The organism is Bacillus tequilensis, assembly GCF_012225885.1.
GTDB classification, from domain to species: Bacteria; Bacillota; Bacilli; order Bacillales; family Bacillaceae; genus Bacillus; species Bacillus tequilensis.
In genome coordinates this window covers 3667067-3682753 of sequence record NZ_CP048852.1, presented here as the reverse complement: position 1 = coordinate 3682753, position 15687 = coordinate 3667067, and the positions used below count along the sequence as shown (strand labels likewise).

General features: G+C 42.1%; 18 protein-coding genes. 3 read left to right on the top strand and 15 right to left on the bottom strand.

What is annotated here, in order from left to right; translation table 11 throughout:
* Window positions 1-6 precede the first annotated feature (6 nt).
* Together speE and speB are read left to right on the top strand one after the other, a co-directional pair.
* Entirely contained in the window at window positions 7-837 is an 831-nt protein-coding gene (speE, locus tag G4P54_RS19390; protein ID WP_024713868.1) for a spermidine synthase, read from the top strand.
* 60 nt (window positions 838-897) lie between these two features.
* On the top strand, window positions 898-1770 hold the full coding sequence (gene speB / locus G4P54_RS19385) for an agmatinase (protein WP_024713867.1): 873 nt from the start codon (window positions 898-900) through the stop codon (window positions 1768-1770).
* 45 nt (window positions 1771-1815) lie between these two features.
* On the opposite strand, the gene G4P54_RS19380 is transcribed toward speB, so the two are convergent.
* The 7 genes from G4P54_RS19380 to rapF all read right to left on the bottom strand — a co-directional run bounded on the left by G4P54_RS19380 (window position 1816) and on the right by rapF (window position 7053).
* On the bottom strand, window positions 1816-2376 hold the full coding sequence (locus G4P54_RS19380; protein ID WP_167873572.1) for a hypothetical protein: 561 nt from the start codon (window positions 2374-2376) through the stop codon (window positions 1816-1818).
* Window positions 2369-3016: an ABC transporter ATP-binding protein gene (locus tag G4P54_RS19375; protein ID WP_167873571.1), complete on the bottom strand. Its 648-nt coding sequence runs from the start codon at window positions 3014-3016 to the stop codon at window positions 2369-2371. Before G4P54_RS19375 ends, G4P54_RS19380 begins: the two co-directional genes overlap by 8 nt.
* Window positions 3017-3018: 2 nt before the next feature.
* Entirely contained in the window at window positions 3019-3816 is a 798-nt protein-coding gene (locus G4P54_RS19370; protein WP_240939792.1) for a hypothetical protein, read from the bottom strand.
* A 9-nt stretch (window positions 3817-3825) separates the two neighbouring features.
* Window positions 3826-4500: a hypothetical protein gene (locus tag G4P54_RS19365; RefSeq protein WP_167873569.1), complete on the bottom strand. Its 675-nt coding sequence runs from the start codon at window positions 4498-4500 to the stop codon at window positions 3826-3828.
* Window positions 4487-5275 carry a hypothetical protein gene (locus tag G4P54_RS19360; protein ID WP_167873568.1) on the bottom strand — a complete coding sequence of 263 codons (789 nt, stop codon included), beginning with the start codon at window positions 5273-5275 and terminating at the stop codon, window positions 4487-4489. The genes G4P54_RS19365 and G4P54_RS19360 overlap by 14 nt, the downstream gene beginning before the upstream one ends.
* A gap of 529 nt (window positions 5276-5804) precedes the next feature.
* Entirely contained in the window at window positions 5805-5924 is a 120-nt protein-coding gene (locus G4P54_RS19355) for a phosphatase RapF inhibitor PhrF (protein ID WP_024713860.1), read from the bottom strand.
* Window positions 5908-7053, bottom strand: coding sequence for a response regulator aspartate phosphatase RapF (gene rapF, locus G4P54_RS19350; protein ID WP_024713859.1), 1146 nt, complete (start codon window positions 7051-7053; stop codon window positions 5908-5910). Before rapF ends, G4P54_RS19355 begins: the two co-directional genes overlap by 17 nt.
* 229 nt (window positions 7054-7282) lie before the next feature.
* Between rapF and G4P54_RS19340 the strand changes: the two genes are divergently transcribed.
* Window positions 7283-8677, top strand: a complete 1395-nt coding sequence (locus G4P54_RS19340; RefSeq protein ID WP_167873567.1) for a YncE family protein — start codon at window positions 7283-7285, stop codon at window positions 8675-8677.
* A 5-nt stretch (window positions 8678-8682) separates the two neighbouring features.
* On the opposite strand, the gene G4P54_RS19335 is transcribed toward G4P54_RS19340, so the two are convergent.
* The 8 genes from G4P54_RS19335 to G4P54_RS19300 form a co-directional block, all read right to left on the bottom strand.
* A complete protein-coding gene (locus G4P54_RS19335) occupies window positions 8683-9384 on the bottom strand; it encodes a bacteriocin biosynthesis protein AlbG (protein WP_167873566.1) in 702 nt (233 codons plus the stop codon).
* Window positions 9381-10664 (bottom strand): M16 family metallopeptidase, encoded by a 1284-nt coding sequence (locus G4P54_RS19330; RefSeq protein ID WP_167873565.1) that lies wholly within the window; start codon window positions 10662-10664, stop codon window positions 9381-9383. Before G4P54_RS19330 ends, G4P54_RS19335 begins: the two co-directional genes overlap by 4 nt.
* 4 nt (window positions 10665-10668) lie before the next feature.
* On the bottom strand, window positions 10669-11829 hold the full coding sequence (locus G4P54_RS19325; protein WP_167873923.1) for an insulinase family protein: 1161 nt from the start codon (window positions 11827-11829) through the stop codon (window positions 10669-10671).
* Complete coding sequence (locus tag G4P54_RS19320; RefSeq protein WP_167873564.1) at window positions 11819-13129, bottom strand: bacteriocin biosynthesis protein AlbD; 1311 nt, start codon at window positions 13127-13129, stop codon at window positions 11819-11821. Before G4P54_RS19320 ends, G4P54_RS19325 begins: the two co-directional genes overlap by 11 nt.
* Window positions 13122-13841 carry an ABC transporter ATP-binding protein gene (locus G4P54_RS19315; protein ID WP_167873563.1) on the bottom strand — a complete coding sequence of 240 codons (720 nt, stop codon included), beginning with the start codon at window positions 13839-13841 and terminating at the stop codon, window positions 13122-13124. Before G4P54_RS19315 ends, G4P54_RS19320 begins: the two co-directional genes overlap by 8 nt.
* The gene (gene albB, locus G4P54_RS19310; protein ID WP_024713851.1) at window positions 13838-13999 is read right to left on the bottom strand and encodes an antilisterial bacteriocin subtilosin biosynthesis protein AlbB; all 162 of its coding nucleotides are present in this window, start codon (window positions 13997-13999) and stop codon (window positions 13838-13840) included. Before albB ends, G4P54_RS19315 begins: the two co-directional genes overlap by 4 nt.
* Window positions 14000-14011: 12 nt before the next feature.
* Window positions 14012-15358, bottom strand: a complete 1347-nt coding sequence (gene albA, locus G4P54_RS19305; protein WP_167873562.1) for a subtilosin maturase AlbA — start codon at window positions 15356-15358, stop codon at window positions 14012-14014.
* A 133-nt stretch (window positions 15359-15491) separates the two neighbouring features.
* On the bottom strand, window positions 15492-15623 hold the full coding sequence (locus G4P54_RS19300; protein WP_024713849.1) for a subtilosin A family bacteriocin: 132 nt from the start codon (window positions 15621-15623) through the stop codon (window positions 15492-15494).
* Window positions 15624-15687: the final 64 nt, after the last annotated feature.

The window sequence follows — 15687 nt, the reverse complement described above, 5'->3', positions numbered from 1 at the left end:
TGACAATTGAGCGAACTTTGGTACACTGAGAAGCAAACAAAAAACTTTGGCATTACATTGAAGGTTAATAAAACGTTACATACAGAACAAACGGAGTTTCAGCATTTAGAAATGGTAGAAACAGAAGAGTTCGGCAACATGCTGTTTTTGGATGGCATGGTTATGACATCTGAAAAAGACGAATTTGTTTATCACGAAATGGTGGCGCATGTCCCATTATTCACGCACCCGAATCCAGAGCACGTGCTTGTGGTCGGCGGCGGTGACGGCGGCGTCATCAGAGAAATTCTGAAGCATCCGAGCGTGAAAAAAGCGACGCTTGTTGATATTGATGGCAAGGTTATCGAATACTCTAAAAAATTCCTTCCTTCAATCGCAGGCAAATTGGATGACCCGCGCGTTGACGTGCAGGTGGATGACGGATTTATGCACATTGCGAAATCTGAAAATCAATACGACGTGATTATGGTTGATTCAACTGAACCAGTCGGACCGGCTGTAAACCTGTTTACAAAAGGATTTTACGCAGGAATCGCGAAGGCGCTGAAAGAAGACGGCATTTTCGTCGCTCAGACGGACAACCCATGGTTTACGCCTGAATTAATCACAAATGTACAGCGCGATGTGAAGGAAATCTTCCCGATTACGAAGCTGTATACGGCGAACATTCCGACATATCCAAGCGGTTTGTGGACGTTTACAATCGGTTCGAAAAAATATGATCCGCTTGCAGTGGAAGACAGCCGTTTCTTCGATATTGAAACAAAATATTACACAAAAGACATTCATAAAGCGGCATTTGTTCTGCCGAAATTTGTGAGTGACCTGATTAAATAATGACGATATAGCGCAGGAGCGAATCTTGCGCTTTTTTACAGGAAAGCGAGGGTATTATAGATGAGATTTGATGAAGCTTATTCAGGAAAAGTATTTATCGCGAGCCGTCCCGAGTGGGAAGAGGCGGACGCCATCCTTTACGGCATGCCGATGGACTGGACGGTTAGCTATCGCCCGGGCTCACGCTTTGGCCCAAACAGAATTCGCGAGGTGTCAATCGGCCTTGAGGAATACAGCCCGTACTTAGACCGTGATCTGGCCGATCTGAACTTCTTTGACGCCGGAGACATTCCGCTCCCGTTCGGCAATCCGCAAAGAAGCCTTGATATGATTGAAGAATACGTGGACAGTATTTTAGAAAAAGGGAAATTCCCAATGGGCATGGGTGGGGAGCATCTTGTGTCCTGGCCTGTCATAAAAGCGATGTACAAGAAATATCCAGACCTTGCGATTATCCATTTTGACGCACATACAGATCTTCGTGTTGATTATGAGGGAGAGCCGCTTTCTCACTCCACGCCGATCCGCAAAGCGGCAGAATTAATCGGACCGCAAAATGTATATTCATTCGGAATCCGTTCCGGCATGAAGGAAGAGTTTGAATGGGCGAAGGAAAACGGCATGCACATCTCAAAATTTGAAGTGCTTGAACCGCTGAAGGAAGTCCTTCCGAAGCTGGCAGGCCGTCCAGTTTATGTCACAATCGACATTGACGTCTTAGACCCTGCACACGCACCGGGAACAGGAACGGTTGACGCCGGCGGCATCACATCTAAAGAGCTGCTTGCATCCGTCCATGAAATCGCACGCTCTGAGGTAAACGTAAAGGGCGCCGACTTAGTGGAAGTCGCACCGGTGTACGACCACTCAGAACAAACGGCAAACACAGCCAGCAAAATCATCCGTGAGATGCTGCTTGGGTTTGTGAAATAGTTTTTAAAAAAGGGACTGAATATAATTCAGGTCCCTTTTTTATTTTTAATTGTTTAAAGTCATTTTATAAGAAATTCTTTTATTAGATTTTTCGTCTATAATAGTATAATAAGCAGATACTTTTGATGATTCAGGGTTGAAATTTTTATAATTTATTTTTTCATCGGGATACAAACTTAGTCCTACGTATCCTTGGACTGTTTTCCCTGATGGAATCTCTGTATTGAACTGATACTTATCCGGCAAATCGTAATTATAAGGCATCAATTGTTTATTATATTGATACTGACCAAAAAACAAAAAGTTTTTTCCGTCCGGTGAAAGATCCTCTAGAGTAATTTTATGATTAGAAGTATTTTCAGCATTAAAAGGCAAAATGTATATATATTTTATGGAATTTGTTTCTTTATCAAATGATTTGACCGGCTTTAATGGCTTTAAAAGGTGGAATTTTATTCCTTTCCCTGTATCGATCGTTTGGTTTGCAGAAATATTAATATTTTTTGGAGTGTATTTATCATTTTGGGCGTTCACTGTATAGATACGAACACAGCTGAATGCTACTATTATTAATAAAACAATAAAGAAAATCCAACGCTTATTCATCTGCATCCTCCAGTTTACCTTCACTAATATCAATAATTCTGTCGACAACACTATTTTCACATAGTGTATCATCATGACTAGCCACTACAATTGTTGTGCCGTTTTCTTTTTCGGTTTTTAGAATATCCAATATAAGATTAATCCCTTTTTTATCTAAGGCATTTGTCGGTTCATCTAAAAGAAGTAATTTGGGTTTTTCCATTATTGCCTGAGCAATTCCTAAGCGTTGCTTCATTCCTAATGAGTATCGTTTGACTTTACGCTTATCTTCAGGGTCTAACCCAACTTTTCGTATTACTTCTTTTATTTCTTCTTCAGATACTTTTTTCTTGATTGAAGCAAGAAATTTCAGGTTTTGAAATCCTGAATAGACAGGGATAAAGCTTGGGTATTCAATTAACAGACCTGTATGTTCGGAGAAGTCGATATCTTTTCCGATCACGAGGCCGTTAACTGAAACTTCGCCTTTTGTTAATGTTAACAGTCCGGCGATGGCTCTTAAAATCATTGTCTTTCCGGATCCATTATGGCCTCTTAACACGACAAATTCATTTTCTTTTATTGAAAAACTGATATCATCTAGTACATGATTTCCTTTCAATTTTTTAACCATATTTTTACACTCAATATACGATGTCATAATTATTCTCCTAAAATATCTGTTTTTTTAATAAAAAATAGGCTGATTAAAGTACAAGCTGCACAGAAAATAAGTGCAATTAATAAAAAGTCGGAGGCATGAAAAAAACGACCATCTGAGTAGTTAACGTTCATGCGCGAATAATCAATAAAAGCCCACTTTCCAGCCATAGCAAATGAAGCGATGAATAAAGAGCTGTGAAAAAAAATAGATATTACAACATAAGCAACAATAATAATAAATGCTGATATAAAAGGTATCATGAAAGTTAAAGTCTCCAGCAAAACTGCGTACAAAAACGAAACTACTATTTGTATGAGCATAAATAATATGACCTTGCTGTTCAGTTCTGCTGTAAAGCCTTTAAATGAGATAAATAACATAATGTATATAAAAAGCCATACACACCATATAGATACAATCAGAACAAACAGTGATAAAAGTTTGCTGAATACAAATACTCCTTTTTTGGGGAGTTTCGGAAGGATATAAGCTCCAGAAATTTGAATGTCCCGAAACATAAAATTACCCACAATCATCAAAGGCAGCACTTGAAAACTAATCCATTGTAGAGGGATAGATAGTCTATTCTGTGTATATAAGATATGTAGATCAAAGAAGTTCATCGAATGAAATAGTGTGGTAAGGCTGTCGGAAAAACTTTGATGGCTTAGCTGTCCCGTCCTATTGCAATCCCAGAGGAAGCATAAAAGAAGGAGGGCAATAGCTAAGCTAATGACAAAGTATGCAACCTTACTTTCAGTGAAACGCATGAGAATATCACGTTTCAGCATATTCATAAAAGACAATCAGTTTGCTCCTTTCTCCTCAACCTGCTGTAAATAATTGCGTCGTTTTATAGATTCTATAGAAATCCCAAATAATAACAGCATAATCCCTAATCTAATCAATAATAATTTAGCCAAATCATTAAATTCCAGCACAAAACCATTTAAAAAGAGCATTCCATTACATGCAAGGTAATCAATCAAAAATAAAGGAATGAATAAAAAAACTACAATGATTTGATTCAAATACAGCAAAGTAAATGAAACAACATAACAAATGAAAATAAAGGCAAACACATGAGTGATAAAAGATATAGGGGTCAGAGACAATAGTCCCGTATTATTGAACACACATAAAGTATACAATTCACCCATAATGATAATCCCGTATACTGCTGAAAATAAAAGTGTTTTGAACAGGTATATCAATGTTAGATAAGGTGCATTGTTTACTCGGATGACAGTATAAATTGAAAAGTAATCTGATGAAATCAAAACAGAAAATATCACGGCAGCAGGGCATAAAATAGAAACGAGATGCCAATAGGAAAAAATATTTTCCAGTACAAAATCATCGCCACTACCATTTTCTTGATAAAAGAAGAAATAAACAGCAATTAACTGCAGCAGTAAAGCGGCGATGATACCCAGCCACTTCATTCTTAATGTTGATTTTAAAGTATTATAATAAAACACGGCGTTTTTTTCCCCACATATAAAGTAAGATAGTTGCAATGAATACTCCAAGGTTCAAATAAATAAACTTATCTAAACTCAAAAATCCTCCATCATTAATGATATATTTCAGTGGATTGTAATGGTTGTTGAGTAAAGTAAAGCCTATTAAATTGATCAAGAAAGGTATGATATAAACAAAATATTTCTTTTTAATAAAAAATGATAAAGCCAATCCAATGGAAGAAAGAACAGCTCCATACATCCCATTTAATGCAAAAAGAATAAGAGTATATATTAATGAGTGTTCGTAATACAGGTTTGCTAAGTCTGTTCCGCCTGTAACGATGGGGTCCATGTAATTGACGATCCCGTCTGGGTTTACCGAAGGATATGTCATCGATAGCAAATAAAGATTTAATAATAATGGTAAAATAATGACGAAAAATGAAATGACAAAGTTTAACCCGAATAATACTGTGAAGTATTTCTTTTTAGTTGTTTTTGTTATGACATTCATAAAAAACCCAGTATTTTTATCTTCACGGTACATACCAGAAATTGGAAGTGATGCTAATAACGGAAGAATGAGAATCCAGATAAGCTGAGCTGAGGTTGTGTTTCCTTCTGCAATATTCGATAAAAAAGGTGAGTTATGAATTTCATAAGGAAGATTGATCTTCTTATGAAAGAAGAGAATACCTAGATAACTGACGATCATAAGAACGAAACTAATGAATAAAGAGAAATAAATCTCTTTATTTTTTAATACACGCTTTAAAAAGAAAGAAATCATGTGCGATGCTCCTATTTTTTATTAAAACTCTGTGTGAGTTTTGGATATTTTTTATTTTAATAAAAAATCTTGAAGAGTGAATATTATTTTCACCTTAAAAAGCGATCTTACATTGTGCAATGTAAGATCGCTTGGTTTTGAGAAAGGTATTAATAGACTGTGTAATTTCCCTTAGGATTTACGCTGTCAGGACTCCAATCACTTGGAAAGATACCACCACTATAGCTGTAGTTGCCAAACCTTACGGGCACATCTCTTTTCAGCAGCAGTGTTGGAAAATAAGTACGTATGGATATCCGTTTTTTACCTTCAATTGAAGATGTACTGAACTTAAGTCTTATATATAATAGTTCAATAAAAAGGAAAAGTAAACAGGTTTTTCATTAGTGAAATTGTCTCATTTACTATGTTTATTGATTAGAAAACCAATTTAAAATAATTTGGTAATTAAATTTAAAATTTTTAAAATAAAACTCTTGTATTGGCTTCTATATTAAAAAAACAACCGGTTTTTTACCGGTTGTTAACATTAAATCATTCCTCGCTGTGCAACTTCAATTTGGTGTGCAGGTGCATTTGCAATATTCGTTGCGATGAAAACAGTGCTTAGGGCCAGACAAGAGAGTAATAGTTTAGACTTCAATTTCATACAATCTCACTCCTCCTTGAATAAGTTGCCTTACTTGTTCCACCTTCAGGAAATAAGCAGAAGCTTTTTGAAAATTTTCACGTTCATGATAATATTTTGCCACATCGAGAGCGAAATCCTCAAGATCGGCATACAGCATTTTACTTTCGAGGAAATCAAAGAACCTTTGAATTGCTTCTTCATCAGGGCCTGATAAGTATAAAGATTTCAAAAATTCAAACTCCGATAAATAGATTGAATCTCCGGCCTTTTGAGAATAAGCCGTTCCCTTACTATGATATGCGTGTGCTTTATCCATTTTTCCTAATTTATAATGTATTTGTGTAATTAAAAAATAGGCTTGGGGCAGGGAAGGAAGAATATTAGATTCCTCAAAAACAGCTATTGCTCTTTTGAAATATGCTACGGCATCCTCATATTGGCTTTGGCTGTTTTTGCAAAGCCCGATGTTGTACAAAGTTCTCCCCATTAATTGGGGCTGATTCTCAGCTTCCGCCATAGAGTAAGCTTTTTTAAAATGTGAGATGGCATCCTCATATTGTTTCAGGTCTAAGAAATTGGTAGCAAATAAAGAGTGACACTGAAGCAATCTTATATTATACGCTTCATGTTCTTTGTATATTTCATACGCCTGCCGTGCATAGTCCATTGAAAAATACGTTTGTTTCATATAGTAATAAGATTCAGACATCTTAAAGAAAAACTCAGCCTTTTCTATCCGATCCTTCACGAATATCAACTTGCTTTCGGCCTTTTTGAAAAATTTGATAGCCGACAGGTATTCCCGCTGATCCAATTCGTACATTCCTCTGAAAAAATTAAAGTAATAATCAAGGACTCCAGTTAAACGAGCCTGTTTTTTATCAATCTCAAGCAGCAGGTCAGACAATCTCGGCTGTTCCTCAATCCGCATTTTTTCCAGCGGTTCAAGATACTCAAGCATCAGGTTGTGCCGGAATTCCATCAGTGAATAGTACAAATGAAGATCTTGGTCTTCTTCCATTTGATCCAGCTCTTGTTTGATTTCTCTTCGCAAATATTCTGCATCGGGTATGCTGAATCGGCGTATGTACATATACCATTCGTTAATCTTTTCTCCGACGGAAGAAGAAGATATGACACCTGTCACGTTTGCAAATCCCTCCCTTCATTATTCAATATATGTCATATTTTATCATCATCATTCATGTGAGAAGCGCAAAAAAACCGCAATGTTTTCTTTCGTTACACCGCATGTCTGCGGATATCATTTCAAAAATCCACTATTATCCCCGACAATTTGTACAAGCAAACAAATATACCTTCCATATTCTGTTGTATCTGCGTGAGCAGTGTATGTCTGAAAAGGAAGTGAAGATATGAGAAATAACAAGCTTTCCTTTAAAGAAAAAGCAGGAGCCGCACAAGAAGAATGTTTATGTTTTTGCGAGGAAGAAGCAAGCCGTGAAGCGATGTTTCAAGCGCCGATTGAATTGCCTGAGGGGTTTGTCGTTGATCCGGCTGAAGCTGTTGCAAACGTGACGTGGAATGCAGACAGCCTTTCTTGTGTCATTGAACGCTGTTTCATTGAGACGGGGCCTGAGCCTGATGAAATCGGTGTTCAATTCGCAGTGCGCCTGCAGGGAACTGTTACGCTTCTCGTCAGCGTCTCACCAGTGCGAAATCAATATGGACAAGGGAACGGGTCTGTTTCTGTCATCCGCAATGCAGAGATTGACCAAGTCGTCTATTATTCCGATGAGCCCGATGATTGCCCGGATGTCAGTGACATTACGATCGAGAACCTTGTTGTCGTTCCGCCGTTCTATGGCAGTCCTTTATCGGTGACGGGCACGATTGTGCTTGTGCCCGAACCGGATCAGCGATCTTACGTGTTTACTGTAAACACTGGAGACAGCACGGTTTCGGTCATTGATGCTGACGTGAATACTCTTGTAAGTACCATTTCTTTATCTGATATCCCGACTGATTTGGGTGTTACCTTGAATAAAGCGTATACGTATGTTCTCCATAGGAATGCGAATCTTGTATCGATCATTAACAACGAAACATTAACGGTTACACAAACCATCCCTCTTGCAGGAGCCCCAAGAAAAATCCAGTTTGAAACTGGGGGAGAATTTGCTTATATTCTCGCAGGGGGCAGCTCCATTTATGAAATTAATATTTCCTCGCAAACCATTACCAATACAATCACGGTGTCACCCGCTGCGGACGATTTTGCCCTAGACCCTAACGGACAGTTTTTCTATACGACCAACTCTGTAATTTGGGTCGTTAATAAATATGACCTAAACACCGGACAGCTGATCGAAAGTTTAAGTAACTTTGAAACACCAAATTTAATTGTCACCCCGATAATAGGGGATTTTGCTTATCTGGAAAATGGTGAGCTAAGGCCGAATGGCGTTTCTGTGATAGATTTGACAACATTTAGCGAATCTTCACGAATTAACAGACTGTTTGACGGTTTAATTACAATTGTTTTTTCTGCTGACGGGACTCGTGCGTTTTTCCTTGAGCCCTATTTTGAGGCATTCCCGGAGAATCTCACTGTCGTAGATACAGCGCAGCATACCTTTATAACAACTGCCTCTCTCCCCGGTGTCTCTGATCTCGCCGTAACACCTGATAATCAGTACATTTATGCAGCGCAGCCCGACGACAATACCGTGACCGTGTACCGCACGAGCGATTATACAGCTGTGACGGTGATCCCGGTTGGCGCGGGTCCGTCTGCGATTGCAATGTAGCGATTTCATAGATCGAGAGAAGCGGTGCTGCGATAAGAAAATCGTTTATAAATAAATGAGCCGATCTGCTGGATGGCAGCCAGGATGATCAAAAACAGCAGTTCACTTATGGTGAAACTGAGCATCCACCAGACCCCGGCTCCTGTCAGCGCTCCCGCAAGCACTTTTTTGAACAGGCTGCCATGCTGGAAAAGCTGCAGCAAGTACGTCCGCATAAAATACAATAAATACAAAATCAGTAACACCGCGAGGCCCATTGATACGGAAAGGGGCGTGTGAAAGCGGAAAGGGACGGCCTTGACGATTTCGAACATGCATCCGAATATGATGACTTGGCATAATACAGCAGCCATCACGTATGTTTGGCGGACGTTTTTATAGCTGTTACGCAGCGCTTTGACATCGTTGGCATAGCTGCTGCACAATCTATGTTGCTGGAAGTCGCAGCAGCTTTGATGAGACTGTGTGAGTTTCTGAAAAGCTGCTGTCATGTTTTTCACGGATTGGGTGACATAGTGAAGATAGAGAAAAGCGGGCAGCATCAGGACGGAAGCGATACAAGCCAGCAGACCGAGCCGCACAGCATCGTTATCAATCATTTGTACATATTGGGCAGCGGCTTCGGCGACGGCCTGAACCCAGCCGAAGGAATATGCCGCCATACCTGCAAGCATCAATAACATGGTAAAGACAGTGCCTTTTTTCATTGTCCGATCGCCTCTTTCTGAGAAACGTGAATGACCGCTTTGTTGGAGGATGCCAACGCATCAATGAGAAATAAGAAATCCCGGGTATCCATTTCGTGAATGATGCCGTACATGTCGAGAAATGAACACTTGCACCGGTCACACTCGGCTGCCCATTCGAAGCACTTACGCACATAATCGCTGTCATAGATGATGGCGTCCGTCAAAGAATCCTTGCCGTATTGAAGCCAGTCCGCAATCTGTTCTTTCCGCTGTTTGACGTAGTAGGAAGCAACATCGATATAAGCTGAAGAATGCGCTCCTTGACTGTGTAGGATCAAAAAACCGCCATCCTCATAAAGGTGAGCCTCGGCTGACAAGCGATCGATTTCCAGACGGTATGTTTGCTGAATCTCCTGAAAAAACGGTGAATCTAATTGAAATAAAATTCGAGACGCAATGTCCCAATAAAGCTTTGCCGTCAACAGATCGTTTTGCCCGGGAAGTGCGCCGATCTGCATCCCGGTCCATGTGTTTTCCATCTGCTCCTCATCACCCAGCACTATATTTTGTGAAAGAGCTGGTGGAGGGCATGCGGAGATGATTGTTCTATTTGCTATATGATCTGGACGCTTTTCTATTCGAAAGCGGGGAGGCAAAAGGTCTTCCGTGTCTTCTGAGCCTCCGAGCAAAAACAGGGTCATCCGCTGGGGCTGATAGGCGGCCTTGTAGGCTTTCTGTAAATCGCGAATGTCCAGCGCCTCAATGTCCTCGGTTCTGCCCGCGGGGAAGACGGCGGCAGGTGAGGCGGGAGAAAGCATGCTGATCAGCTGATAATGGTAAGAGAGCTGATGATTGAGGAGTGCTGTTTGAATTTCGCTTGTAATCACAGCTTTTTCCTGAGTGATCATTTTCTTATCAAATGAGTGGTTCCATAACGCATCCAGCAGGATGGGGATCGTCTGTCTGAGCCGATCCGGCAATGAGGTAAACATGAAATTGGTATCGGTGTAGGTGGTGAACGCGTTTAAAAGCGCACCGTGCGCAAAAAAATCACTGTACAGATTGCGGCCGTTATGCCAGAAGAGAAGATGCTCCAAAAAATGCGCTGTGCCATACGGGAGCAGCGTGTCACCGCACTCTGACCGTACGCAGACATCACGGCTTCCAAAATCAATTTTCACATTACACAGCCGCAGATGGGAGCGGGGGAATTTCAATCTGAATATTTTCAGCCCGCTGTCTGTGTATTTGATATCGGTTCGTTCATCCAGATGCTGAAAAAAAGCTTTCTTGTCCATCTCTTCATCCCCTTACTACATGAGCTCCGATATAATGGATAGTCGCTATGAATTGCATTACATCACGGCATGTCACCACCGAGATGCCGTCCAGCAAGTCTTCTTTCGTGCAGGAGAAGCGGCGCAGGATCCCCATATAGGACAAAAGCCCTTCGGGAGAATCAAACTGCAGCAGCATTTCATTGCGTAAAAATTGCTTGGCTTGTTCTAGTTCCCGCTCATTCACTTGAAAATGTGAGACAGCTTCCAAAACGCGCGGGGGAATCTCCTTTTCATGAAGCTGATCCGTACATATAGAAACAAGCAGCAGATTGTTCATGACGTCATAACGGGTGATGACGTGATAGACTGCCAGGTCCTTCTCGCGGAAATGCTTGAATAAAGCGGAATGTCCATACTTTCCGAGTAATCCGTCTATCAGCTGGATTTTGATATAATCGCTGGCATTTTTCATCTCCCCGCAGTCGAATCCGAGTGTCAAGACAGAAGGGCCTGCTGCACTGCGTGTCTCTGTTTCAAAAAACTGCCGGTTCACGAGGATCCTTCCGGCTGTCACAGAGGTCGCTTGTGCTGTTTGCTTCGGGATATCACATGCTTGTATCTGTCCCAATATGTTCAGCTGTTTATGCTGCGACAATAAATCAACGATGAAGTCAGCTGCATCTAAAAACCGGTGAGGGTGGATTGCTTGTATCCTGTCTTTTCGCCCAAACATGGCAGTGCCGTACATCGGGTTTCCGAAGGCCTCTTCCGCCAAGCGTGCTGCTGAGTAAGAGAAGGGGTCAGTGAATTTCTTTTCGATTTTGAGCAGCAGTTCATCCTTTGCCTTTTCAACAGCATCGGCTGCAAGAGAAGAAGGGAAGGACATGTCTGCAAATGTTTTTATCAGGGCATCAACATGAAGATTCTTGTCATATAACGGGTGAATCAAACGGGTTCCGCAAGTTTTCAGCTGCTGGTCAAAAAAGAGATTCGCTGAATACATGAAGCGGCTGCCGGCCGCATAACCGAAAGCGTCGATGATTTGCTGCTTCAGATGTGCGGCCGCGCCGTAAAAATAGATTGTTTCTTCTTCAGGCTCCGCCGCGCTTTCGATTGGCTTCAGAAAGCTCGCGGCGATTGAGATTGTTGAAAATTGATGAGTCTTCAGCAGGTTAACTTCCAAGCCGTTCTCTTTTGCTTGTATCAAAGAAACCACCATCCTGTTTTTGCAGGTAATAGACTATGATCAGCCCGGCAATCGGAATAACCGCCAAGGAGACAGCGGCGCCGGCTAACGTGGCTATGAATAGGGGAAGACAAAACAGATAAGACCGATATTTTGAAAAACCGCTCCAGAGCTGCTGCTCCGTCTGCCAGCTGAAGGACGGCCTTTTTTCATCCGCGGTTAACCGGATAAACGCTCCCCCCAGCAGCAATTCCATGCACTGCACAAAAGTGAGGGCCGAAATCGGCCGGCCGCTGATAAAGCCCACAATGACAGCGACAAGGAGAAATCCGCCTGCCAACAGGCCAGAATAAAAGCGATATTTCGCCCAAAACATCGTTCTCGGTTTAATCGGAAGTGTGATGAGCAGCATCCGGTCGTTTTTTTCAATCGAGTACAAAAGAGCGATCGGCGAGCAGATCAGCAAAAGGGCGGAAACCACAATATAAATCACTTGCTGATTGAAGATGCCGGTCTTCATCATCTGAAACGAAAAGAAGCCGCTGAACGCCGCCATCACCACGTAATTTAACAGCATCGCTTTAGAGGAGATGAATCGGTTCCATTCTCTTTTATAAAACGAAAATTCAGATCTTCGCAAAAAAGAATGCATCTTACTCTGCTGCGGAGGCGCCTGCAGAAAGACAGGAAAGTCAATCATCACCGCCCACAGCATGTGCACAGCGCATAGCGGGATCGTGATCGCCGGCGCAAAAGCGGCGCTGAGGCATACACAGGCGAATATTGCCGCATGCAGCAGAAACATCCAGTTCTTCTTTTTGACGATATGGTTGCTTAGCACAACTCCGAAAATAATTGAGTAAACGGTAAAAAACGAAAACCTGCCGAGCCAAACCAATGTTTGCGCCCCAGACAGCGTTCCGTTTCCAAATAAGAACAGCGGTAAAATAAAAAAGAATAACGTTCTTCTCAAACAGGTGTCGACAAACAGAACGACACTCTGAGCGAGCCAAAAGCGCCGTGAAGAAATCGGCAGCTGGCAGCTCAGCTTCATATAAGATTCCTTCCATTGTGATGTCACGGAAAGAAACACCATATACGCGTTCATCAAAAGAAGTGCAAGTATGATATACGTTTTTCCCAGCACCGATTCGTCAATGTCGGCTTGGCGGATCAGCCCAATTTCAAATACGGCCAGAATCGTAAGCCCTGCGGCAATGCGGATGACGTCCTTTTTCCCTTGCCGGCTGTACAGCTGTTTGAACAGCAGAGACATGGTGGGAAATAGGTTACTCATGGCCGATCACCTCGAAAAATTCCCGCCGCAAATCGGTGTCCTCTCCAATCGGAATGACTTTTTGGATCTGTTTGTTGTGAAGGATGGCCGCATAATCACAAAATCGCTGCACGACATCAAGCAGATGGGAAGAAAACAAAATGGTTCCGCCTGCCTCGCAGTACTCGCGCATTTTCTGATAAAAGACCTCTATCGATTCCACATCCAAACCGACGAGCGGCTCATCCAAAATAAACAGGGGAGCGCGCAGCAATAAGCCTGTCATCAACACAACCTTTTGCCTGTTCCCCAAGGACAGCTCTGAAATTCTTCTATTGATGTATGTTGAAAAATGAAAGGCCTCGGCCAAACTGGCAAACTGCTGCTCTGAAAAGTCCTTTTGATAAAGCGAATGGACGAAAGACACATAGTCCTTCGCCGTAATTTCTGTAAACAACAACGGATAATCGGCGGCGAAGTATCGTTGAGTCTTCAGCTGATCTGATGTTTTCTGCGGCATGCCGGCATTAGCCTCAATGCCGCACAGTGTAAAGCGCCCGCTGAAATTACGGTTGACCCCTGTCAGCGTATTAATCAAGGTCGTTTTTCCGGCGCCGTTCACCCCAAGCAATCCGTAAACAGCGCCTTTTTCTAACTGTAAATCCACATGTTCTAAGATGACGTTGTCCCGTTCATACCAAACGGATACATCGTGTATATCCAAAATGCTCATCGCGAGTCAGCCTTCCGCGCGCGCATCCCGAAAAGAATGGCAATGGCAATGAAAATCAGCGTAAATAAATAATCGCTTTTGACAAAATAGACGACTGCGCCGATGACAAAAATAAATGAAAGGATATACAGTAAAATTCTTCTTTGTGATGGTGACAAAGCGTTTCCCTCCTAAATAAGCTGGACCACGTCTTCTAATTGTTCATTTTTCGCCCAGGAGCAAATATTTTTCCGGTGATATTTGTTAGAGTTCAGCCCTTTTAAGTAACAGCCTCCGCAATAGCCGCTGAACGGGCATTTGTCTTTCATGCAATGCTCGCTGAACCGCGGCGCCTGCGCTTGCCACAGTTTATGGACGAGAGGGGAGTTAAAGATGCTCTCATAGGAATCATGAAAAATATTTCCCAATGAAAATTCCTTCGGAAAGAGCGCGCACGGACGTACTTCTCCAAACGGGCTGATAACGATAGACTTCCAGCCGGCGCCGCAATTGGCCGCGCGTTTTCTCTCATAAGGGATAATCGGAATCAGATCGCTAAACTCATCAATGACATGTTGCTCGTATGCCATAAACTTGCGGTGCTGCTCGGCATCTTTTGTGGGGTGGATGATATCTCTGCCTCTTCCGAAATCGTCAACCCAATTGTAAGAGAACGCCTTCGCCCCGAGATCCCGAACCTTCCGGGCCATATCATGGATTTCCCACATGTTTTTTTCGAAAACGGACATAGCGACTCTGACAAATATACCGTGGTCACTCAACAATTTTATCGTTTTACAAGTTTGGGCAAAAGAGCCTTTTCTCCCTCTAAAGGAGTCGTGGACTTCGGAATTCACACTATCGAGAGAAATGCCGACGATGATTTTTTGCTTGTACGCTTTCAAAAGCTCCAGGCTCTCTTTTCGCATGAGTGTTCCGTTCGTTAAGACAGCGACCTTTTTGAATTTTTTACACACATAGTCAAGAATCTCATTTGCATTCGGATGGACAAAGATTTCACCGCCCGTGATTTCGCAAGTCAATACACCGTTGTCAAACAGCATATCAGCCGTTTTCTTGAACTGCTCAATCGGCACGGTGCCGAGCGCTTCCGGTGAGCTTTCCAAATAACAGTGGGCGCATTTCAAATTGCAGCGGTGTGTCAGCTCAAAGGTGGCGTGCAGCGGCATCGGAAACTCATTGCTTCCGCTCGTGGTGATGGTGTGGCGGCCGGCCTGATTTCCAAGCTGGATGACCTGTTTGTTGAGGAGCATGTTGAGCATGTCGTAATACCAGTCCTTGTGGTCTTCCGGTGATTCATCGTACACCGCGCATTGCTCCGCTAAAATTTGCTCAGCCGTTTTTTGCCCATCCATTCGCATGCAAAGCTCGTAAGCCGTTTTGTTAAGATCCAAGTACTCAAAGTCTGAAATGGAGACATTATCGCGCAAGTAGTCGATTTCTAACACGCCGCCCTCAGGAAGCTGGTGAACTCTTACACTTTCATTAATAAATGGAAACATCTGCTCTATAAACAAAATACCATCCCCTATACATGTGATTCAAATGAAAAACAATTGTGTATGTATAACCAAGAGGTAGATTTTAGTTAAAAATTGTAATTTACTTAAAAGGGCATAGTAGAAATAACTATGCCCTTGTTGGAGAACCTTATCCCCAAAGACCGAATAGACCTGTTGCACCGGCAACTTCAAAATCAGGGATAGGACCGTCCACTAGACAAACAGCTCCGATCGAGCATGTTGCACAACCTTTGTTTTCTACAATAATAGCTTTTTTCATAATTGAATCCTCCCTTTTTTGTTTTTTCTAGCAGATCTACGTTGTGCTTTTATCATAAAACTAT